Source organism: Streptomyces acidicola, assembly GCF_009377235.1.
Lineage (GTDB): Bacteria > Actinomycetota > Actinomycetes > Streptomycetales > Streptomycetaceae > Streptomyces > Streptomyces acidicola.
Genome location: NZ_VMNX01000158.1, coordinates 1 through 22,077 on the forward strand (window position 1 = coordinate 1; position 22,077 = coordinate 22,077).

General features: G+C 71.3%; 17 protein-coding genes. 8 read left to right on the plus strand and 9 right to left on the minus strand.

The window, feature by feature from the left end; translation table 11 throughout:
• The coding region (locus tag FPZ41_RS31545) for a hypothetical protein (RefSeq protein ID WP_152867036.1) at positions 1-637 on the minus strand (637 nt) is incomplete at its 3' end.
• 469 nt (positions 638-1,106) lie between these two features.
• On the opposite strand from FPZ41_RS31545, the gene FPZ41_RS31550 reads away from it, so the two are divergent.
• A complete protein-coding gene (locus FPZ41_RS31550; RefSeq protein WP_152867047.1) occupies positions 1,107-3,011 on the plus strand; it encodes an AMP-dependent synthetase/ligase in 1,905 nt (634 codons plus the stop codon).
• A gap of 232 nt (positions 3,012-3,243) precedes the next feature.
• Here FPZ41_RS31550 and FPZ41_RS31555 read toward each other — a convergent pair whose 3' ends face one another.
• On the minus strand, positions 3,244-3,645 hold the full coding sequence (locus FPZ41_RS31555) for a hypothetical protein (protein ID WP_152867037.1): 402 nt from the start codon (positions 3,643-3,645) through the stop codon (positions 3,244-3,246).
• A 204-nt stretch (positions 3,646-3,849) separates the two neighbouring features.
• Between FPZ41_RS31555 and FPZ41_RS31560 the strand changes: the two genes are divergently transcribed.
• Entirely contained in the window at positions 3,850-8,496 is a 4,647-nt protein-coding gene (locus FPZ41_RS31560; RefSeq protein ID WP_152867038.1) for a cation-translocating P-type ATPase, read from the plus strand.
• A 46-nt stretch (positions 8,497-8,542) separates the two neighbouring features.
• Here FPZ41_RS31560 and FPZ41_RS31565 read toward each other — a convergent pair whose 3' ends face one another.
• Together FPZ41_RS31565 and FPZ41_RS31570 are read right to left on the minus strand one after the other, a co-directional pair.
• Positions 8,543-9,448 carry a calcium-binding protein gene (locus FPZ41_RS31565; protein ID WP_228023105.1) on the minus strand — a complete coding sequence of 302 codons (906 nt, stop codon included), beginning with the start codon at positions 9,446-9,448 and terminating at the stop codon, positions 8,543-8,545.
• A gap of 273 nt (positions 9,449-9,721) precedes the next feature.
• A complete protein-coding gene (locus tag FPZ41_RS31570; protein WP_322620964.1) occupies positions 9,722-10,192 on the minus strand; it encodes a GNAT family N-acetyltransferase in 471 nt (156 codons plus the stop codon).
• Between the two features lie 304 nt (positions 10,193-10,496).
• Here FPZ41_RS31570 and FPZ41_RS31575 point away from each other — a divergent pair, with 304 nt between their 5' ends.
• Positions 10,497-11,468 carry an aminoglycoside phosphotransferase family protein gene (locus tag FPZ41_RS31575; RefSeq protein ID WP_152867040.1) on the plus strand — a complete coding sequence of 324 codons (972 nt, stop codon included), beginning with the start codon at positions 10,497-10,499 and terminating at the stop codon, positions 11,466-11,468.
• A gap of 221 nt (positions 11,469-11,689) precedes the next feature.
• Here FPZ41_RS31575 and FPZ41_RS31580 read toward each other — a convergent pair whose 3' ends face one another.
• Positions 11,690-12,268, minus strand: coding sequence for a TetR/AcrR family transcriptional regulator (locus FPZ41_RS31580; RefSeq protein ID WP_152867041.1), 579 nt, complete (start codon positions 12,266-12,268; stop codon positions 11,690-11,692).
• 121 nt (positions 12,269-12,389) lie between these two features.
• Here FPZ41_RS31580 and FPZ41_RS31585 point away from each other — a divergent pair, with 121 nt between their 5' ends.
• On the plus strand, positions 12,390-13,238 hold the full coding sequence (locus FPZ41_RS31585) for an alpha/beta fold hydrolase (RefSeq protein ID WP_152867042.1): 849 nt from the start codon (positions 12,390-12,392) through the stop codon (positions 13,236-13,238).
• Here the strand turns inward: FPZ41_RS31585 and FPZ41_RS31590 are convergent.
• Together FPZ41_RS31590 and FPZ41_RS31595 are read right to left on the minus strand one after the other, a co-directional pair.
• Positions 13,235-13,474 (minus strand): DUF397 domain-containing protein, encoded by a 240-nt coding sequence (locus FPZ41_RS31590; protein ID WP_152867043.1) that lies wholly within the window; start codon positions 13,472-13,474, stop codon positions 13,235-13,237. The genes FPZ41_RS31585 and FPZ41_RS31590 overlap by 4 nt on opposite strands.
• Positions 13,471-14,334, minus strand: a complete 864-nt coding sequence (locus FPZ41_RS31595; RefSeq protein WP_152867048.1) for a helix-turn-helix domain-containing protein — start codon at positions 14,332-14,334, stop codon at positions 13,471-13,473. Before FPZ41_RS31595 ends, FPZ41_RS31590 begins: the two co-directional genes overlap by 4 nt.
• A 132-nt stretch (positions 14,335-14,466) precedes the next feature.
• Here FPZ41_RS31595 and FPZ41_RS31600 point away from each other — a divergent pair, with 132 nt between their 5' ends.
• Positions 14,467-14,922 (plus strand): ATP-binding protein, encoded by a 456-nt coding sequence (locus FPZ41_RS31600; RefSeq protein ID WP_322620962.1) that lies wholly within the window; start codon positions 14,467-14,469, stop codon positions 14,920-14,922.
• Between the two features lie 26 nt (positions 14,923-14,948).
• On the opposite strand, the gene FPZ41_RS31605 is transcribed toward FPZ41_RS31600, so the two are convergent.
• Positions 14,949-17,789 carry a helix-turn-helix transcriptional regulator gene (locus FPZ41_RS31605; RefSeq protein WP_152867044.1) on the minus strand — a complete coding sequence of 947 codons (2,841 nt, stop codon included), beginning with the start codon at positions 17,787-17,789 and terminating at the stop codon, positions 14,949-14,951.
• A 336-nt stretch (positions 17,790-18,125) separates the two neighbouring features.
• Here FPZ41_RS31605 and FPZ41_RS31610 point away from each other — a divergent pair, with 336 nt between their 5' ends.
• Complete coding sequence (locus tag FPZ41_RS31610) at positions 18,126-19,055, plus strand: hypothetical protein (RefSeq protein WP_228023106.1); 930 nt, start codon at positions 18,126-18,128, stop codon at positions 19,053-19,055.
• Between the two features lie 331 nt (positions 19,056-19,386).
• Here FPZ41_RS31610 and FPZ41_RS31620 read toward each other — a convergent pair whose 3' ends face one another.
• Positions 19,387-19,590, minus strand: a complete 204-nt coding sequence (locus FPZ41_RS31620; protein ID WP_028805073.1) for a cold-shock protein — start codon at positions 19,588-19,590, stop codon at positions 19,387-19,389.
• Between the two features lie 361 nt (positions 19,591-19,951).
• Between FPZ41_RS31620 and FPZ41_RS31625 the strand changes: the two genes are divergently transcribed.
• Together FPZ41_RS31625 and FPZ41_RS31630 are read left to right on the plus strand one after the other, a co-directional pair.
• Positions 19,952-20,800 (plus strand): menaquinone biosynthetic enzyme MqnA/MqnD family protein, encoded by an 849-nt coding sequence (locus tag FPZ41_RS31625; protein WP_322620963.1) that lies wholly within the window; start codon positions 19,952-19,954, stop codon positions 20,798-20,800.
• Positions 20,801-21,065: 265 nt separating this feature from the next.
• Positions 21,066-22,077 (plus strand): serine/threonine-protein kinase (locus FPZ41_RS31630; protein ID WP_152867046.1); only part of this gene is annotated, 1,012 nt, incomplete at its 3' end.

Genomic DNA, 22,077 nt, shown 5'->3' on the forward strand with positions numbered 1-22,077 from the left:
AGAGGCGGGCGGTGAGGGGGTGGAGGTGGATGGGGTTGCGGTCACCGGAGATCGTCCCGTACCGCCGTCCTACGTCCCCGGCCAGGTGCCATTCGGCGATGGTGGGGAGGGGGCCCGGGCTCGGCAGGGGGTGTTTGTCCGAAGGCGGTGCCGCTCGGTCGTTCGTTCTGTGCCGGGCCAGGTAGGTGCTGCGTGACTCCCATACGACTGTGCCGCCGGTTCGCGCCTCGGTCACGACCGCAGCCTCGGTGCCTCGGTGGTGCGGCGTCAGCTCCTGTACGTACACGGTGAGTTCGTAGTCGGCGGTGGCCGGCAGCGGGTGGCGTCGGGTGATCTCGATCGAGGTGTGGACGAGTCCGAGGAGCGGAAGCGGGAAGTCGCGGTCGCTCATCAGGAGCATGGCCGACGGGAAGCCGAGGAGGTGCGGGAACGTGATCGGCAGGGCGTCGTCGCCGGTCGGGAAGCCGCACACCCGCTCGTATGCGGCCAGGCGGGCGAGGTCGACGCGTATGCCGGGCAGGACCAGCCGGGTGCGAGGGAAGTTCGCGTCCGGGCTCGGCCGCTTGAAGGGGGAACGCAGGGCCCCGCGGGCCAGGAGGGGTGTGAGGGAAGGGGAGTTGGTGAGGACGACGGTCATGGGCCATACCCCCGGCCGCTCGGGCTGCGATCGGCCATGTTCGACTCCCAGCTCTGAGGAGTTCCGAAGTTCTTACTCCGAAGTAAGGTTACTGGCGGTAAGGGTAGGTCACCGGTGGAGGGGGCGTCGAGACGGGTGCGGTGCGGGCTCGCTGTCGGTTGGGGTGCCCGTGGTGGTCGCGCGGTGAACATGAAAAAGGTTCACGATATGCCTTGCCCGGGTATGACCCCTCGACGAGCCCTCGATCCCGCACATCTCCGGCGCCGGAGCATCTCCGAACCGGCACAGACCCATCACGAGCGCGCCGTACGATCCGGTTGCTGACCGGTGATGATCCTCTGCCCCAACTGTGGGAGCCCCGTGGCTGAACGCCCCGGTGCGTGAGGCGCGTACTACGTCATGCGGCAGAGCAACGCGTCGCTGCACGTCCCAGGAGTCGCTCGTGTCCCTCATACAACCGTCCTCCCGCATGCCGGTCTCCGCCCGCGCGTACGAATCCGCGCCGGTGCTGGTGGAGCCCGAGGTCCGCCGGCTGGACGGGGTGGCGCGAGAGGTGTCCGTGCCGCCGCTGGTCGCGCCGGTGACGTACGGGTCGCTCGCCGACCTGCCGTTCGACAACGCCGAGAGCGCGCCCCATGACGTCGTCCTCAGCCGCCGGGCCGAGGCGGGCCGCTGGACGAATGTGACGGCCGCCGAGTTCGCGGAGCAGGTGCTGGCGCTGGCGAAGGGGCTGATCGCCGAGGGGCTGACGCCGGGCGACCGGATCGCCGTCATGGCGCGTACGAGGTACGAGTGGACGCTCCTGGACTTCGCCGCGTGGGCGGCCGGTCTGGTGACGGTCCCCGTCTACCCGACCTCCTCCGTCTTCCAGACCCGCTGGATCCTCCAGGACACCGGCGCGGTCGCGCTCGTCACGGAGACCGCGGCGCAGGCCGCCGCCCTGGGACCGGAGCGCCAGCGCATCCCCGACCTGCAGCACGTGTGGGTCATGGAGAAGGGGCACCTGGAGCAGCTGGCCGAGAGCGGCGCGCACGTACCGGACCACGAAGTCACCGTACGGCGTGGGGTATTGGGGCCCGACACGCTCGCCACCGTCGTCTACACCTCGGGCACGACCGGGCGTCCCCGGGGATGTGCCCTGACGCACGGGAACTTCTTCGCGGAGGTCGACAACGCCATCGAGCTCCTCTACCCGGTCTTCCGGGCGCGGACGAAGGAGGAGGCGTCGGTTCTCCTCTTCCTTCCCATGTCGCACGTCTTCGGCCGCATGGTCGCCATCGCGTGCATACGGGCGCGGGTACGGCTCGGGCACGCGCCGAGCCTGAAGTCGGAGGACCTGCTGGCCGACCTCGGGAGCTTCCGGCCGACCTGCCTGCTGGCCATCCCGTACATGCTGGAGAAGGTCTTCAACGTGGCCCGCGCGAAGGCGGAAGTGGGGCGCCGGGTCTCGACGTTCGACCGGGCCGTGAGCGTGGCCCGGCGGTACGGCGACGCAGTTGAGGCGGGCCGGGCCGGTACCGGCCCCGGGCCCAGCCGGGCCCTGAAGGCGGCCCGGACCTTCTACGACCCGCTCGTCTACCGCCGTATCCGCAACGCCATGGGCGGCAGGGTCCGTTACATGATCTGCGGTGGCTCCCCGCTGGGCAGCCCTCTCGCCTCCTTCTTCGCCGGGGCGGGCATCGAGATCTACGAGGGCTACGGACTCACGGAGACGACGGGGGCGGCCACGGTCACTCCCCCGCTCAAACCCCGTACGGGAACGGTGGGCTGGCCCCTCCCCGGGGTCAGGGTCCGGATAGCCGTGGACGGTGAGATTCTGCTGGCGGGCGGTCCGGTGCTGCGCGGCTACTGGGACCCCCGGGCCGGAGGAGTGTCCCCGGCCACCAACGAGGGCTGGCTCGCGACCGGTGACCTCGGTTCCCTGGACGACGAGGGCTACCTCACCATCACCGGCCGCAAGAAGGAGATGCTCATCACGGCGGGCGGCAAGAGCGTCGCCCCCGCCCCCCTGGAGAACTGGCTCAGGGCCCACCCCCTGATCTCCCAGTGCATGGTCCTCGGTGACCGCCGCCCCTACATCGCGGCCCTCATCACTCTCGACCCCGAAGGCCTCAACCACTGGCGCCGTATGAACGGCAAGCACGCCGTGCCGCCCGAACTCGTCATCGCCGACCCCGAGTTGCTCTCCCTCCTCCAACGCGCCGTCGACGAGGCCAACAAGCTCGTCTCCCGCCCGGAGTCCATTCGCAAGTTCGTCGTCGTGGGCCGCGACTTCACGGAGGACGACGGGCACCTTACCCCGTCGATGAAGCTGCGCCGCGCGGCCGTCGAACAGGACTTCGCGGACGAGATCGAGGGGCTGTACGCGAAGTAGACGGAGGGGCTGGGGGCCTGTGTGCGAGGTGGGCGCCCGGCGGGCGTGAGGTCGCGCGGCTCGGTGTGAACGGGGCGTGTGCGTACCGTCGATGACGCGCGTGCGGCATCGATGCGCAGAAGGCCGGTGTGCAGAAAGTCGGTGCCTGGAAAGTTGGTGCCTGGAAAGTCGGTGCGCATAAATGGCGCCCGGCAGCGCTTTCGCCGCCGTGCGCCAGTGGGGGAAGGCTGTGTCAGGCAACGCTCTTCTTGGCCGAGCTGCGTTCCCTGGTGGCGTTCTTCGCCGCTCGTGCCTCGGCTTCCTCTTCCTGTGCTGCTTCCTTCGCTTCCTTTCCCTTTCCTCTGCTGCGCACGAGCCACGTCGCTCCGCCGACGGCGAGGGCGACCGGCCACTCCAGGGCGCCCACCACGGCCAGCGCGCCGAGGCCTCCGTAGAACACGACGTCCTTGCCCGACGGCCTGCCCGGCAGTCGTGACGTCGCGGACTGGGCGGTGCTCCGCATGTCGTCCCTGGTGATGTAGGGAATCGGCACCGGTGGGTGCAGCGTGCGCGTGTGCAGGTGCAGTCCCGCACCCTCGTGCGCCCGCGTCTCGACCGCCTTGTCCTCGCGCGTGGTCTCCGCTGTCCTGGCCATCCCTGTCCTCCTCTCCGGGTCGGTTCGGTGGATGTACTGGACGCCTTCAATTCTCGCGCGTCTCCGGCCCGTTTTCCCTCTTTTGTGTGATTTGCCTGATTGAAGCCTGGATCTCTGGCTACCCGTGCACTTGGACAGGTGGCGAGAAGACGGGTGGACGGGTGAGGCGCTGTGGCGATACCGGCGATATCGGCGATACCAGGAGTGAGACAGCTGCGGGCCGTCGTGTCCTCCGCGGTGGGTGCGGAGCCGGGCGGGCCCGCAGCGCGTGTCCGGCGCGTCGACGGGCGCGCGCACGTCGCCGTGCGGGGACTGCGCGAGGGGCACCTGCCCGACTCCGCCGCGGCTCGGCTGGCCGACGAGGTCGAGCGGCGGCTCGCCGCCGTGCCCGGCGTGGACTGGGCCGTGGCGAACGCCGTGCTCGGGTACGTCGTCGTGGCCACCGAGGGCCCGCCCGACGCCGAGGATGTCATGGGGGCGCTGGCCGATGTGGTCGAGGAGGTGGAGCGGGAGCACCGGGTCGACGCGCCGCTGCCCGACCATCCGCTCTCCGGCGGGAAGGTCCGGCGCTCGCGCCTCGCCCTGGCCCTGCATGTGGCCGCGGCACCCGTGGCCGCAGCAGTCGGCCTGACCCGTCGCGCCCCGCTTCCCCCCGCATTCGCGGCACTCGTCCCGATCGTGGACACCCAGCCCCGGCTGCGGCGTCTCGTGGAGCAGGCTCTCGGCCCCGGCAACGGCAGGCTGCTCCTGGCCACGCTGACGGCGGTGGGCCACGCGGCCTCCGGCGGTGTCCTCGGCAGCGGCGTGGACACCGTCCGCCATGCCCTGCACGTGATGGAGGCGCACGCGGAGGACGCCGCCTGGGCCGCGGCGATGCCCCACCTCACGAGCGACGCGCGGCGGGCCGGGGCGCGGGGCGGGGGCCACGAGGCGCCGCCCCGCAAGGCGCCGCTGAAGTCCGGGCCCGTCGAGCGCTACGCCGACCGGGCGCCCGCCGTGGCGGCGGCGTCCTTCGCCGGATCGTTCCTGGTCACCCGGCGCTCCGGACGGGCCGGCGCCGCGGCGCTGGCGGCCGTCCCCAAGGCGCCGCTCCTGGCCCGCGACGGCTTCGCCTGCGTCCTCGGCCGGGGCCTGGCCCGCAGGGGCGTCCTGGTGGCCGATCCCGACGCCCTGCGCAGGCTGGACCGGATCGGCACCGTACTCCTCGACACCGACGCCCTGGCCACCGGATCCCACCTGCTGGCCGATCTGGTCGCCCTCGACGACGACGCCCCGGTGGGCGAACTCGCCGCGACGGCCCACCGCCTCTTCGACGGCACCGAACCCGAGAGCCCGCGGCGCGACGGCGCCTGGGAACTGGGACCCGTCGAGCGGCTGACCCTGCACGGACGCACCGGGGCGCGGGCCCGGGAACAGTTGCGGCGTGACGGCGCACGACTCGTGCTGGGGCTGGCGCACGAACAGCGTCTGATGGCCGTGATCAGCGTCGTGCCGGAGATGCACGACACCGCGAGCGCCTTCGTCCCCGCCGCCCACGCGGCCGGCCTCACCGTCGTGGCGGCGGGCGCGCACACCGCCGACGCGGCCGTACGCGAGGCCGATGACCTGCTGGACGGAGGCAAACGGCTGTCCTACGCGGTACGGCGCCTCCAGCGCGACGGCGAGGGCGTGCTGGTGATCTCCCGGAACCGGTCCGCGCTCAGGGCCGCCGACGTGGGCGTCGGCATCGCGGGCCCGCACGGGGTTCCGCCCTGGGGCGCGGACCTGTATGTGGGCTCCGATCCTGCGGACGCCGTCGTGATCGTGGAGGCCTGCCGTTCCGCGCGGGAGGCCGCACAGCGCGGCGTACGGCTCGCCCAGGCGTCCGCCGTCGTCGGCGCGACGGCCGCGCTGGCCGGACGCGGACGGCATCCGGCGGCCCGCAGTGTGGCCTCGTACAACGCGGCGGGCGGCCTGGGGACCGCCATCGGTGCCTGGACGGCCGTATGGCTGCTCCGGCGCCCGCTGCCCCTGCCCACCTCCCACCACCCCTGGCACGCGATGGACCCGGCCACGGTGCTCGCGCGGGCCGGCGGCCACGACGAGGGGCTCACCGACGAGGAGGTGCGGGAGCGGGCCACCGTCGACGGCGAGAAGGCTCCGGCGTCGTCGCTCGGCCGGGCCTACGTGACCGAGATGGCCAACCCGCTCACGCCCGTCCTCGGCGTCGGGGCGGCCATGTCGGCGACCGTGGGCGCCGTCCTCGACTCTGTGATCATCATGGCGGTCACCGCCCTGTCCGGCCTCATCGGCGGCTTCCAGCGCTACCGGACCGACCGGGCGGTGGCCCGGCTGCGGCGCGAGGCCGCCGTGACGGCCAAGGTCGTACGGGACGGGCAGGAGACCACCGCCTCCGCCGAGGACCTGACCGTGGGCGACGTGGTGAACCTGAGCGCCGGCGACGTGGTGCCGGCCGACTGCCGTCTGCTGGAGTCGCACCACCTGGAGGCCGACGAGTCGGCGCTGACGGGGGAGTCGCTGCCGGTGGCCAAGGGCGTCGCGCCCGTGCTGGCGTCGGACCTCGCGGACCGTACGTCCATGGTGTACGAGGGCACGACCGTGGCGGCCGGCACCGGCCGCGCGGTCGTCGTCGCGACGGGCTCGGCCAGCGAGGCGGGCCGGGCCGCCCTGGCCGGACGGGGCGCCGCACCCAGCGTCGGGGTGGAGCGCAGGCTGGCCCGGATCACCCGTACGACGCTGCCGGTGGCCCTCGGATCCGCGGTGGCGGTGATGGCGGCGGGCATGCTGCGCGGGCGGCCCACCCGGGACACCGTCGGCGCCGGCGTGGGGCTGGCGGTGGCCAGCGTGCCCGAAGGGCTGCCGTTCCTCGTCTCGGCGGCCCAACTCGCCTCCGCCAGACGGCTCTCGGCCCGTGGCGCCCTGGTCCGTGACCCCCGGACCGTCGAGGCGGCCGGCCGCACCGACGTGCTGTGCTTCGACAAGACCGGCACCCTCACCCACGGGCGGATCTCCCTGGTCGCCGTCGCGGCCGACGGCGACAGCCGGCCCATCGGCTCGCTCGGGGACGAACAGCGCGCCGTCCTCGGCGCGGCCCTGCGGGCGACACCACGCCCGCACGGCGACAGGGGGTTCGAGCACGCCACGGACGGCGCGGTCACCGAGGGCGCCAGGGAAGCGGGAGTGGCACGGACGGCGGCCGCGCCGGGCTGGCGGCGCACCTCCAGCCTGCCGTTCGAGCCGAGCCGCGGCTTCCACGCGACACGCGGCCGCAGCGGCGAGAGCCTGATCCTCTCGGTGAAGGGAGCACCCGAGGAGGTCGTCGACCGCTGCGCCACCCGCGGTGGCCGCCCCCTGGACGAGGAGAGCCGCAGGGTCATCCTCGCGACGGGCGAGAGACTGGCGGCGGAGGGCCACCGCGTCCTCGCCGTCGCCGAACGCCGCGGCGCCACCGACGGCAGGCTCACCGACGACGCGGTCACCGGCCTCGGCTTCCTCGGCTTCCTCGCCTTCGCCGACCGGGTACGCCCCACCGCGGCCGACGCGGTACGCAGGCTCGCCGACGCCGGGGTGCACATCGTGATGATCACCGGAGACCATCCGGGCACCGCCGAGTCCATGGCCCGCGAGCTCGGCGTCCTGGACGGCCGACGGGTGGTGACCGGCGCCGAACTCGACGAGCTCGACGAGCACGCCCTCGACGCCCTGCTGCCGGAGATCGGTGTCGTCGCCCGCGGCACCCCCGTCCACAAGGTCCATGTCGTGCAGGCCTTCCAACGACTGGGCCGTACCGTCGCGATGACCGGTGACGGCGCCAACGACGCACCCGCCATCCGCCTCGCGGACGTCGGCATCGCATTCGGCACACGCGCCACACCGGCCGCACGCGCCGCCGCCGACCTCGTCGTGACGGACGACCGCCTGGAGACGGTGCTGGCCGCCCTGGTCGAGGGCCGCGCCATGTGGGCCTCCGTACGGCAGGCCCTGGCGATCCTCGTCGGCGGCAACTTCGGCGAGATCGCCTTCACCCTCCTCGGCGCCGTCGCCACCGGAACCTCCCCACTGACGGCCCGTCAACTCCTCCTGGTCAACCTCTTCACCGACCTCGCCCCCGCCATCGCCGTGGCGCTGCGCCCACCCCACCCCGAGGCGGCCGAACGCATGCTCCACGAAGGGCCGGAGTCCTCGCTCGGCGAGGCCCTCGCCGAGGAGACCGTGACCCGTGCGGTGGCCACCACCTTCGGTGCGACGGCGGCCTGGCTCCCCGCCCGGCTCACCGGCCGCCCCGTGCGCGCCCGCACCATCGCCCTGGTCGCCCTCGTCGGCGCCCAACTCGGCCAGACCCTGCTGGCCGGCGGCACGAGCCGAGCGATCGTCGTCTCCTCCCTCGGCTCCCTGGCGGCCCTGGCAGCCGTCGTCCAGACCCCCGTCCTCAGCCAGTTCTTCGGCTGCACACCGCTGGGCCCGGTGGCCTGGACCATCGCACTCTCCGCGGCGACGGCGGCGACGCTGAGCTCGCTGTTCCTCCCGACGCTGATCGCCGGCGTCCGGGGTGCCGGGGCGAAGGCGATTGCGGGCGCGAGGGCGGGGACGGGTGCAAGGGCGGGGACGGGGGCGACGGGAGACTCGACTGCGGGTCCGGGTACGGCTGCTACGGGCCCGGGTGTGGCTGCTACGGCTCCGGGGGCATCGCAGGCGCAGGGCCGGCCTGATGCGCAGGGACACCGTGAAGGGCCGCCGACGGCGGCGCCGCGCTCATGGGGTGAGCGCGGCGCCGACCTGCTCGATCATGCGCTGGCCCGAGGAAGCGACATGCTCGCCCTCCGGACCGGACTCGGGATACCGCCCGGCTGAACCGGCGGTTCAACGGTCGGTTGCCCGGGCGCGGGAGGCGGCGTTGTCAGTCCTGGCGGACGATGTTCGTGCCGGGGCCACCGGAGAGCGTGTCCTGGCCGGGGCCGCCGTACAGCTCGTCGTCGCCGCTGTTGCCGTAGATCGTGTCGTTGCCGCTGTTGCCGTACAGAATGTCGTTGCCCTTGCCGCCATACAGGAAGTCGTCGCCCCTGCCGCCGTACAGGTAGTCGTTGCCGTCCTCGCCGTAGATCTCGTCGTCGCCGTCGCCGCCGGACAGGTTCTGCCGACCCGCGCCGCCGCGGATCACGTCGTCGCCCGCGCCGCCGTCGACGGCGCTCTCCTCACCGGTGGAGTAGATCGTGTCGTTGCCGTCGCCGCCCTGCGCGATGGTCCCCTCGCCCGCGTGGATGGTGTCGTTGCCGCCCCCGCCGCGCACCACCGTGACCGCGTCCACCGTGAGGGTGTCGTCGCCCTCGCCGCCGTTGACATCGTTGCCCTGGACGCCGGGGGTCTCGTTCAGGGTGTCCTTGCCGGCACCCAGGTCGATCGAGGCGAAGTAGTAGGCCTGGTCGGTGTTGTTGGTGTAGGTGACGGTGTCGTCGCCGTCACCGAGAGCCATGTCCAGGGTGGCGTACGGGTCCTGGCTCTCCAGGGTGGTGACCTCGCAGGAGACCTTCGTGTTGTCCGCGCTGTCGGGGTAGGCGCAGCCGCTGCCCGCGGTGATCGGGACGACGTCGTCGATGACGTAGGTGATGGTCTCCAGGCCGCTGCTCTTCGACGCGGTGACGGTCAGCTTGTTGGTCTGCCCGGAGGCGGCCGTGTAGACGACCTCCTTGCCGTTCAGCTCGGCGGTGGCCGACGACGTCGCGGCACCGGCAGAACCGGCCAGCAGCACCGGGGCGGCCAGCCCCGCACCGAGAGTCAGCGCCAGCGCCGACGTAACTCGCGGCATCCGGCGACCGACCATACGTAAGGGGCGAGAGGGCATTGCATAACCTCCGTGATGCGTATGTGGTTTGACGCAACGTGAGACGGCTGGGGTATGCACTTGGTTGTCCGACCTCTCGCGCGGGAAAACGGCGGCGATGATTGCGGGGGTGATTGTGGCGGAGCGCGGAAATATCGACTGACCAGCGACGATCGACCGAGTGGGGGGTGCGCTAATTCAAGGGGCCGTCAGTCGCAATTCAACTTGAATTCATGTTCCGCGCGAGATGTGGCCGCGTCACGATGCCGCCGCGTAACAGTGGATGGAGACCAGTTGGGACGGGCTCCAGCGTTGCTCGACCGTGGCCATCAACTCCCAGCCCAGCCGTTCGTACAGGGCTGCCGCGGCGGTATCGGACGCCACGACGTCGAGCACCGGATGCACGCCACGGCGTCGTGCTTCCTCCACGGCCCGGCCGATCAGCAGCGCACCGACCCCGTGCCCCCTGGCCTGCGGGGCGACGAACAGTCGGCTGACCACCGCGGTCAGGTCCTTGCTCGTCCCGCTCCGCTCGCTCCACAAGCCGGGGGCCAGGTCTCCTTCGCCGCTGCGGGACAAGCTGACATGGCCGACGACACGGCCGCCGAGTTCAGCGACCCAGGCCCCCAGTGCAGAAGCCGCAGAAGCCTGCGACAGCCACTCATCAGGCCGGTCAGGCCAGTTCACCGGGTACCCGTCGCATCGGTGGACCTCCGCGAGAACCTGCACGCACCTCTCGACATCGCCACCAGTCCTTCGCCGGACCCAGGGGCCCGACCTCTCCACGGCAGCGCCGAAGTTCTCGATGTTCACTTCGGCATGGAAGCACCGGCCGCAGAGTCATGACCAGCCAATTTCCACGCACGCCCTGGGCCGGCCTGAGACTCGCCGTCTTTCGGGGTGATCACGTCGAGGAGGGGGGGAGGCGCCGGCGACCTGGGCTGCCTCAGATCGCTTGAGGCGTTGACGCCTCGCCTGGGTAGTGCTCTCTCGCAGAATGATCGTCATTCGCTGAAGACGGAGGGAGGCCACGATGACAGGCAATCGCGACCAACACAACGTCACGCCAGGTTTGGTCATGCCCGAGGCCACAGGTGGCCGAAGGATGGCCTGGGCGGCGCTGCCTCGGGAGGTGACGGCTCGGATCGAGCAGATGCTGGGCAGCCCGGTTGTCGACGCGTCCAGCCAGCCAGGAGGCTTTTCCGAAGGCCTGGCCGCGCGAGTGCACTTGGTGAACGGCAAGCGTGCGTTCATCAAGGCAGCGAGCTCGCTGGTGGCGCCGGCGGTAGCGGACTTCCACCGCCGGGAGACCGCGGTCTCGCAGCGGCTCCCCGCGGGAGCGCCGACACCGCGGTTGCTTGATGCGTATGACGACGGCACCTGGGTGATGCTGGCCTTCGAGGACGTCCCTGGACGTCTGCCCGCCCAGCCGTGGCAGCCTGACGAACTCGACAGGGTGCTCGCGGCAGTCACCGACATGACCGAGGTCCTCACGCCGTCGCCCGTGGACGACGCGATCTTGGGCGAGCCGCGCCTCGGAGGGTGGCTGGACGTAGCTGCGGATGCCGCCGTCAGGGCCAAGGTGGTGGAGTTGTCGCCGTGGGCGGCCCACCATTTCGACGACCTCGTCGCCCTGGAACAGAACGCCTCCCTCGTCGGCAGCACCCTCCTGCACGGAGATCTGTACCCGTTCAACATCATGCTGACCGCGGACCGTGTCTTTGTCGTCGACTGGCCGCATGCCTGGATCGGACCCCGGCACTGCGATGTGGTCACACTGCTGTCGAGCGCGTGGCTCAGCGGCGTGGATCCACAGCCGATCGCAGAGCGTCACCCCCTGATCCGTGACGTTGATCCCGTCCGCGTCAACGAAGTGCTGGCACTGCAGGCGGGATTCCTCCTGAGAATGGCCGCCGTGGCCGGACCGGCCGCCGATCGCAAGCTCGTGGCCATGGCGACCGCCCTGGGCCTTGCCTCGCTGCGCTGGCTGGGACAGCGGGTGTGAAGCGGCATGTGCTGCCTTCACTCAACCGCCAGTGGCCAATGCGGGTCTGCGGTGGGATCCATCGGGTGATTGGCAGGTTTGGGCCAGCCCGGGCGCCTCTGAAGGGGTTGATGCCGGCCCAAACCTGCCACTCACCTTCCTTGGTAGGTAGTCGCGGCCCCATCGCGGTGGCCGACGCGCCGCTCAAGTTCGAAGACCCCGTAGTCCCGGGGCCCAGTCGCCTACTCCGGTGTCACGATGCGCTCGACCGCTGCCGTCACCAGTTGTTCGCGTTCCGCTTCCGTGAAGACGTCCGGCAGGGTGAGCTGTTCGACGATCAGCCAGTTCAGAGTCAGGATGAGCAGCTTGACGGCCATGGCGTCGCCAGGGAGGCCGGAGGCCTCGTGGTAGGCGACGTTGGCGTCCACGTCGGCCCGCACCCGCTCGGTGAGCACCTTGCGCAGTTCGGGGCGACGGGTGGCCTCCAGACGGAGTTCGAGCAGCGCGAGGTAGCCCGTGCGGAAGGCGGCGACGCGGCCCACGAGTTCACGCATCAACTCGGCGTAGGTCTCCCGGTCACGGCCCGCTGACCGCTGGCGGGCGATCGTGGCCTCGTCGGGTTGGAGCCGCTCATAGACACGGGCGCCGGCCTGGGTGAGCAGGTCGTCGCGGCTGGTGAAGTAGTTGGACGCCGTGCCGACGGGTACGGCGGCCTCGGTGTCCACCGCCCGGAACGTCAGCCCTCGTGCCCCTTCCCTGGCCAGCACCTCGATCGCGGCGTCGACGAGCGCAGCACGCCGTTGGTCGTTCCGTCTCACCATTGACACCACTCCGGATGTAGTACTACGTTCAAACCACTTCAGTCAGAGTACTTCATCGCCTGGGCGGCGTGGGTGACGTGGGTGCCGACGACGCCGCGGGCCGGAAAGTGAGAGCAGGCAGATGCAACCGACGTTCGTACTGGTTCACGGAGCTTTCGCGAACTCCTTCTCCTTCGCACCTCTCCAGGCCGAACTCGGCCTCCTCGGACACCGTTCGGTCGCCGTCGACCTTCCGGGGCACGGGTTCGCCTCGACGTGCCCGCGCGCCTATCAGGCGCCGCAGGATCTCGGAGGGCTCGCCACCGCGCCCGGGGCGATCAAGGGCGTCACGCTCGCCGACAACGCCGCGCACCTCATCGGGCTACTGGAGCGGGCCAAGCAGAACGGGCCCGTCATCCTCGTCTCCCACAGCCGCGGCGGCATGACGGCCACCGTCGCGGCCAACCAGCGGCCCGACCTGATCGACCGCATCGTCTATGTCTCCGCCTGGTGCCCCGTCGACCTCGACGTCAGCGCCTACTACGCCGAGCCCGAGATGGCCACGGTCGACGCCGCGGGGATGGCATCGGCGATGGTCGGGAACCCTGCCGAACTCGGGCTGCTGCGCTGCAACTTCCGCACCGCCGATCCCGGCGTCCTCGCGGCCCTCAAGGCCGCCTTCCTCGCTGACGGGACGGACGACGAGTTCATGGTCTTCCTGAACACCTTCCAGCCCGACGAGAACCTCGACGTCGGCACATCCGACGACCGGGCGCAGGCCCACACCTGGGGGCGAATCCCCAGGACGTACATCCGGCTGACCGCGGACACCAGCGTGCCGCTAGCCATGCAGGACCGCATGATCCGCGAGGGCGACGCGCTGACGCCGGAGAACCCCTACGACGTCCGCACGCTCACCGGCAGCCACCTGAAGTGGCTGGTCGACCCGGCACCGGCGGCCCGGGTTCTGGGCGAACTCGCCGCGCCCTAGGCCCTGCTTGCGAGGAAGGCCGACCAGGCGGTGGGGGAGAAGGTGAGGTGGGGGCCGGTGGGGTTCTTGGAGTCGCGGATGTGGATGGTGTGGGGGCAGGGGGATATCTCGACGCATTCGCCGCCCGCGCCACCGCTGTACGTCGACTTGCGCCAGGTGTAGGCGGCTTCGAGGCACTGGCCGCCCTCGCCGTCGCTGTAGCTCGACTTGAACCAGCTCAGCTGCTCTATGTTCATCGCTCTCCCAGCATCTTCTCGATCAGGTCCAGGGACTCGTACGGGTTGAGCGCCTGTGCGCGGATGATTCCATAGCGGGCAGCGAGGATGCGTACCTCTTCCCGGTCGGTGATCAGACGTGGGTAGCCCTGCGATTCCATATACGCCACTTGCTCCTTTCCTTTGGGGATGAGCAGGGTGAAGGAGCCACCCAGGCTTGGGTGTTCGGCTCGGCTCGTCGGCATCACCTGAAGCTGTACGTTGCGCATCCGCCCGATGCGTAGCAAGTGCCGCAGTTGTTCCGCGTGCACTTCAGGTCCGCCGATCGGCCGCTCAAGTACCGCCTGCTCCATCACGAAGCTGCACTCCGGGGGTGGCCACTTCTCGAAGAGTTGCTGTCGTGAGAGACGATCTGCCACGCGCCGCTCGATCGTCGCCTCGTCAAGCGGTGGGTGCCGTTGGGTGAACACGGCTCGCGCGTACCCGTCTGTCTGGAGGAGCCCCAGCACGCCCATGGTGCTGTAGTCGTACAGCGAGACGGCCTCCGCCTCCAACCCCGCATAACTCCGATACCACTCCGGATGCCTCGTCCGCGCCTTCTTCATCGCCTCCTTGATCTCGGGGATCATCACCTTCAGCGCGTCCCCGGCGTTCAGCAACTCATCCGCCTTCTCCAGGACTTCGGGGCGCGCGACCCGTACGCCCCGCTCCATCGCCGAGATCGCGTCGGGGCCGTAGCCGACCATCTCGCCCAGTTCCTTCTGGGTCACACCCGCCCGCTCCCGCAGCAGCCTCAGCAGCTTGCCCACCGCGGTGAACAGCCCCGTCGTTCCGTCGGCCTCGGCCGGAGTCTCCGGCCTCCGGTCCCGCTCGTCCGCCATGTCCCGTCCCGCCTTCACGTCCTTGTGGTCACGGTCGACGACCCGACGCATCGCTCAGCGCAGCAGTACGGCTACGTAGCGTCCCGTGGTCGCCCCTGGTCAGGGTAGGGACAAACAGCCACGCTCAGTGACGTGAACTCACGAAACTCCACCTCCCGAGTCTCGGCGGCCGCGACCGCCGGGGCGAGTCCCGAATTCAGCCAGCTGCTCAGCTCCACGCGGCGCGGGGCCCGGCTCGCCAGGCGGTTCGCCGTGCAGCAGCTCCACCACTGGGGCGTCCCGTACGACAGTGACCTCAGTGACACCGCCGCCCACGTCGTCGCCGAACTCGCCGCCAACGCCGTCACTCACGGGCATGTGCCCGGACGTGACTTCCTGCTGCGGCTCGTCTTCCTCCAGGACGTCGGCAGGTTGCGTATCGAGGTGACCGACGCGTGCGGGGAACGGCGTCCGGAGGTTCGTCGAGGGGGTGAGGACGACACATCCGGGCGCGGGCTTCTGCTCGTTGACGCCCTCGCCGTCGACTGGGGTGTTACTGAGCGCGCGCTCGGCAAGACGGTGTGGGCCGAACTCGCCCTCCGTGAATGACCCCGAATCACCCTGAACCGGTGCCCTCAGTCCACCAGGTCCGCCGCCGTCAGCAACCGCGTCAGATCCGTACGCGAGCGCACATGCAGCTTCCGGTAGATCCGCGTCAGGTGGGCCTCCACCGTCTTGCGCGACACGAACAACGACGCAGCGGCCTCCGTGTTGTTCAGGCCCCGCGCCACCGCCCGCGACACCTGGAACTCCTGCGGGGTGAGCTGGTCGAGGGCGCCGGACAGGTCGGAGGAGGAGGCTGTGCTCGTCGGGCCCGTCAACGTGCCTCCTGCGGCAGCCAGTTCGCCCGCCGCGCGGCGAGCCCAGGGGGCCGCGCCCAGGCGTTCGAAGCAGGCCAGCGCGGAGGCGAGCGGCGCGCGGGCCGCTGCCGGGCGGCGGAAACGGCGGAGCACCTCCGCCTCGCAGAGCAGGGTGCGGGCCCAGTCGAAGGGGCCCGTCGTGCGCTGGTGGGCCTTGAGCGCCAGCTCGAAGTGGGCCTCGGCCTCCTCCGGCGTCGACGCCAACAACCCCCGGCAGCGGGCCGCCGACGCTTCCGCCGACGCAAGTCCCGTCTCCCGCGCCCGCTCCTCCAGCCAGGTCACCACCTCGGCCGCACGTGCTGTATTGCCCGCCCGCAGGTGCGCCTCCGCCAAGTCCGCCGCGAAGGGGACCACCTCGGGGTTGCCGATTCCCTGCTCCATCGCCAGCGCCAACGTCTGTTCCAACTGGTCCGCCGCCGCGTCGTAGTCCCCGTACGACAGGGCCGACAGACCGAGCACCGCCGTCATATGGAACTCCTGGCAGCCGATCCCGTACGCCCCGCACTCCCGCCTCGCGCGCGCCACATGGTCCTCGCACTCGCCCCGGTTGCCGCGTAATGCCTCCAGCCGTGCCAGGCAGTACAGCGTGTAGCTCACGCACGTCAGCTGGCCCAGTTCCTCCGCCCAGCGCAGGGACTCCGTCAAGTCGCCCCGGGCGGACGCCCATTGGCCGATGCGGGTTTCGAGCTCTCCCCGGACCGCCAGCGTGAAGCCGAGGACCCCCACCGCGCTGTGGCGGCGGGCCGATTCCACGGCCGTGTTGAGGAGTCTGCGACCCCGTACGAACTCCTCCACCCGGCTCCAGGCCTGTCCCGCCATCGCGTACACCTGCTGGTCGCGGACCGGGTCGCCGGTGCCGTGGGCGTCGGCGGACTCCAGCATCTCGCGGCCCTTCGCCGTGCGGCCCGCCATGATGAGAGCGGCGCCCAGGACGGTCAGGCTGTACCAGCGTTCGGGGCCGGTCGGGGAGGCCAGGGACAGGGACTGCTCCGCGACCTGTACGGCCGCCGGGACGTGGCCGTCGAGCCGCGCCGGAGCCGTCGCCTCGGCGAGCAGGAGACACGCTCGGAACGGGTCCTGGCCGCGTACGGCGTCCGCCGCGTCGAGCAGGAGGCCGTACGCCCTTGCCGTCTCGCCCTTCCACGTGCACATACGGCCCAGCAGGCCCTGGATGTCGGCGCGCATCGCCGGGTCGGGGGTGATGCGGAGGGCCTCCTCGCACCACGGGGGACCGGAAGGGGAGCCGCTCAGCAACGCGTCGGACGCTGCGCGGTGGAGGCGGGCGGCGCGGGCCGCCGGGTCGGGGGCGGGGGTCAGATCGGCGGCGCGACGCCAGGCCAGGGCCGATTCCGCGAACGCGCTGCGGCGGCGCGCCTCCTGCGCCGCCTCCTCCAGTGCCGCGGCCGCCTCCTCGTCCGGGCCCGCGCTCGCCGACGCCCGGTACCAGGCGTGCAGCGGACCCGTGCTCACCGCGGCCAGTGCGGTGAAGGCCGCGACACGGTGGGCCAGCGGGGCGCGGCCGAGGACCAGCGGGCGCAGCACCGGGTGGTGGAAGTCCAGGCCGTCGGAGGTGGCCGTGATCAGGCCGTCCACCTCGGCCGGGGAGAGGGCGTCGAGGGAGAGCCCGGCCGCCTCCAGCGCCTTGCGGAGGGGGCCGGCCGCCTTGGAGCGGCTGGCGGCCAGGACGACCAGGGCGCGGCGGGCCGTCTCCGGGAGGCCGTCGATACGGGTCGCCCAGGCGCGTTCCAGGTGGTGGCCCAGGGACGGCGGGTTCAGCAACGGGGCTTCCCCACACGCCTGTTCGGGCGTCAGGCCTGCCGCTATCTCGCGGAGGGCCAGAGGGTTGCCGCCGCTGATCCGGACCAGTTCGGTGAGCACGGCCGGAGCGACCTCGCGGTCCGCCTCCCGGAGCAGAGCCGCGCAGTCGTCGGGGGGCAGGCCGCCGACCTGGACCGCCGGGATGCTGCGGCGCGTGCCGGACTCGCCGTGGTCCTCGCGGGAGCACAGGGCGAGGGCGACCCGTTCGCTGGAGAGGCGGCGGGCGATGAAGAGCAGGACGCGCTCGGAGGAGGGGTCCACCCAGTGCAGGTCGTCGACCAGGACGACCACGGGCCGCTCGTCGCCGAGGGCCGCGAGTACGTTCAGGGCGCCCATGCAGGCCGCGTACGGGTTGCTCGGGGCCTCCGCCGGGTCACCGCCCAGTGCCAGGCTGGACTCCAGGGCGGTGCGCTGGGCCCCGGGGAGTTCCCTGAAATAGGGCGAATAGGGCACCAGGAGATCGCCCAGCGTGGCGAACGGAAGGACGGTCTCGGTCTCGATGCCGCGGGCGCGGAGCACGGTTCTGCGCCCGCGGGTGCCCGCCCGGTCCGCGCGTTGTTCCGCCTGCCCGGTCTGTTCGGCCTGCTCGGCCGCGTAGTCCAGCAGGGCGGTCTTGCCGATACCCGGCTCGCCCCACAGCAACAGGGACGCCCCGCTGGCCCCGCCCGCCACCAACAGGTCGTCCACCAGCCGCCGTTCCCGCTCGCGGCCGACGAGTCCGGTCGCTCCCCCTCGCATGTGCCACCCCCTCGGCGCCCGTCCGTCTTCCATGATGCCCGGTGGGGTGTGGGCCAAGAAGACCGAAACACGGCCGGAGTGGCGCGTGGACGGGTTGTGAGGGTGGCTGGGTGTGGTGGGTTGTGCTGGGTCAGGTGTAGGGACTTCCCGGAAGCGCCCGGCGGCCCGGCGGCCTTGAATGGAGTCCTGCGAGTCGTGGGGGCCCGCAGAACAGCACGACGGCACATGTACGACGGCACATGTACGACGGCACATGTACGACGGCACATGTACGACGACACAGGCACGACGACGTCAACAGGGGAAAAGCAGGTCGCGGCGCAAGGGGGACGGCCGATGCCGGCATCCGCGGGACCCGAACCACGGCTCGACTCCGTCGAGATCAGGGTGACGTTCTCGGGAGCGGACGCGGCCGCCGCGACCCTGGCGCTGGCGCCGGACCACGGGGGTGCCCGGCGCCACGTCTACTTCTGCGAGGCGCTCTCCCGCTCTCCGTACGGCCTTCTTCCGTACGGCGGTGTTCCGGACGGCCGTGTTCCGAACGGTCGTGTTCCGTCCGAGGGGGAAGCCTCCGCAAGCTCGCCGTACACCGGCGAGACCCTCGCCCGCTCCAGGGCGACGCCCGGACAACTGCCGCTGCTGGACGCGGGGGTGACACTGCGGCTACGGGCGTGGAGCGGGCGAGGCGTGGGCGGGGACGTCACGGCGGAGCTCCGGCCCTGCCGCAGGTCCCGGCTCAGCGAACGCTGGCTGGACTTCCGCGCCCAGGGGCCGGACTCCTTCCGCCTGGCCGCCGACTGGACCGGCGAACGCCGCGCGCTCGCCGCCAGCTTCGCCTCCGACTGCGGCCGTACGGCGGTGGAGGCGGTCACCTCGGGCAGCAAGCCCTTGGCCACGGCGTTCTCCGACCGGCAGCGCGCCTTCCTCGCCGAGTGCGCCGACGCGCCGGTCGGCTTCGGGGACCTGGACATCCTCGGGCCCGTCCACACCGTCGACTGGACCGGCGTACGCCTCGACCACCACGAAGTGACCCTGGAGTACTGGACGCTGCCGGGCGACGAGGCCGATACGCCGCTGGAGTGGTTCGAGGTGTCCGAGCGCGTCGCGCCCGAGGGCGCCGAGGTCGTCCAGGCGTCCCTCATGGCCCTCCTCCAAGGCCACGGCCTCGAACCCGACCTGTCCCAGGGCACGCGCACCCGCCGGGTACTGGAGACGCTGGCGGCGCGGGAGACGGCCCGGCGGTACGGCGGGGGCCGGGCCCGCTGAGAGAGACCCGGTACCACCGAATGGCTGTCGGGTGGCTGCCGAGTGGCGTACTCCCGTGGCTGCACGCCGACGGTGGGTGCCTGACGGCGGGTGTCTGACGCGGGTCGGCGATTTCACCCGGCTGACGGTCACCCGGCCGGGCACACACCGGATCAGCGCCGAGTACGGCCCCTCCCCGACCCCGGAGCACTGCTGCCCCCGCTCGTGGGGAAAAGGCAGGAGCCCCGCTGCCGGATGGCGCGGGGCTCCTTGGGTACTGCTATCAGGTCCGGATCAGAGCTCCGGGCTCACAGCTCTGGGCTGATGCCGCAGGGCTGGTGATGCTGGGGGCTCAGATGGGGGTGACGTTCTCCGCCTGCGGGCCCTTCGGGCCCTGGGTCACGTCGAAGGAGACCGACTGGTTCTCCTCGAGGGAGCGGAAACCGCTCGCGTTGATCGCCGAGTAGTGAACGAAGACGTCGGGGCCTCCGCCTTCCTGGGCGATGAAGCCAAAGCCCTTTTCGGCGTTGAACCACTTCACGGTTCCGGTAGCCATAAGCCCTCCTTGGGCCCAAAGGGTTGCCCTGCTCCAGAACCTGCAAGTGTGAAAACTAGTTCTGCACAACTGCAATCGTCTGAAAACGACGAGAGCCCGCGGTCACATGCTCCGCAGGCTCTGTACTGCAAGGAAACCAAACTGCAACTTGCGGCGAGCCTAGCACGCAGGCAGCCGAAAGCAATAGAGGGCAAGATCACGTCACCCGAATGTTTGAACGCCCGCGAAAGTGGGGTTGACGGTGCGCGTGTGGCGAGGGGGACCCGTGTGACCCGAATCGGGGGCCTTTCGGGGGGCTTGTGCAGCGCCGGGGAGCCACCCTGAAGGGTGCACCGTACCCCATGAGGGCTAGCCTCGCGATGTGGACAATTCTCGCACCCGGCCGCGCGTCGGCCACATCCAGTTCCTGAACTGCCTGCCCCTGTACTGGGGGCTCGCGCGGACCGGAACGCTCCTCGACTTCGAGCTCACGAAGGACACGCCGGAGAAGCTCAGCGAGAAGCTGGTGCAGGGCGATCTCGACATCGGGCCCATCACGCTCGTCGAGTTCCTCAAGCACGCGGACGACCTGGTCGCGTTCCCCGACATCGCGGTCGGCTGCGACGGCCCGGTGATGTCCTGCGTGATCGTCTCCCAGGTGCCCCTGGACCAGCTGGACGGCGCCCGTGTCGCGCTCGGCTCGACCTCGCGCACGTCCGTACGGCTCGCGCAGCTGCTGCTCGCCGAGCAGGTCGGCGTCCGTCCGTCCTACTACGTCTGCCCGCCCGACCTCCCCCTGATGATGCAGGAGGCCGAGGCCGCCGTACTCATCGGCGACGCGGCGCTGCGGGCCAACCTGCACGAGGGGCCGAAGTTCGGGCTCGACGTGCACGACCTGGGCACCCTGTGGAAGGAGTGGACGGGCCTGCCGTTCGTCTTCGCGGTCTGGGCGGCCCGGCGCGATTACCTGGAGCGCGAGCCCGACGTCACCCGTAAAGTGCACGAGGCGTTCCTCGCGTCCCGTGACCTCTCCCTCGACGAGGTCGGAAAGGTCGCGGAACAGGCGGCCCGCTGGGAAGCCTTCGACGAGGAGGTCCTGGAGAGGTACTTCACCACTCTCGACTTCCGTTTCGGCGGCCCGCAACTGGAAGCGGTGAGCGAGTTCGCGAGGCGGGTGGGCCCGACGACGGGGTTCCCGTCGGATGTACGAGTAGAACTGTTGACGCCATAACGGAGTCCTGATAATGGAGTCCCCCTCTAAGGGCAACTGAATTCTTCGCGAATTCGGGGTGGGTGCCTTGGGGTAATTGCCGTAATGGCGCGTAGGGGAGTGAGGGCGGCCGGCCGGTCGGGCGGCGCGTGGATGTCTGCGGTCCGTCGCCGGCGCCTGGGGGCGCCCGCGCTGCCAAGGGGCGCGTCACACTGTCTGCTGGGCAACCGGGAGCACGTGGAGTACGGGGCGTACGGGGAGTACGGACGGGGGAGGGGCGGACACCATGCAACCGCAGCCGTTGGAGGCCGGTGAACCCACGGCAGTGGGGCCGTACCGGCTGCTGGGCCGGCTCGGCTCGGGCGGGATGGGCCGCGTCTACCTGGGCCGCAGCGCGGGCGGCCGTACCGTCGCTGTCAAGATCGTCCACCCGCACTTCGCACTGGACGAGGAGTTCCGGGCGCGGTTCCGTCGCGAGGTGGACGCCGCGCGCCGGGTGGGCGGCGCCTGGACGGCTCCCGTCCTGGACGCGGACCCGGAGGCCCCGGTTCCTTGGGTGGCGACGGCGTACGCGGCCGGTCCCTCGCTGGCGGGCGCCGTCGCCGACGCCGGGCCGCTCCCGGCCCACTCCGTACGTGTCCTGGGCGCGGGCCTCGCGGAGGCACTGACCGCCGTGCACGCGCTGGGGCTGGTCCACCGGGACGTGAAGCCGTCCAACGTGCTGCTGACCGTGGACGGCCCGCTCCTCATCGACTTCGGTATCGCCCGCGCCACGGACGGCACGGCGTCCCTCACGTCCACCGGCGTCTCGATCGGCTCGCCCGGCTACATGTCGCCCGAGCAGATCCTCGGCAAGGGGGTCACGGGCGCGGCGGACGTCTTCTCGCTGGGCGCGGTCCTGGCGTACGCGGCGACGGGTGAGTCGCCCTTCCCCGGGGACTCGTCGGCGGCACTGCTCTACAAGGTCGTCCACGAGGAGCCGGAACTCGGCTCCCTGGAGGGCGAGTTGCGGGAGCTGGTGCAGCACTGCCTGACGAAGGAGCCGACCGGGCGGCCGAGGCCGGAGGAGGTGGCCCGCGCCCTGGCGCCCGAGGGCGCGGCCCGGCTGGTGGCCGCGGGCTGGCTGCCGGCTCCGCTGGTGGAACAGGTCAGCCGGAGCGCCGTACAGCTGCTGAACCTGGAGGCGACGGAGGGGCCGGCGTCCGGGCCGGTGGGGTTCAGCAACCCTTCGGTGGGGTTGGTGGGGGAGGGGGCAGGGGCGGTGGCCTCGGGTGGCGGTCCGGGGAGCGGTCCAGGGG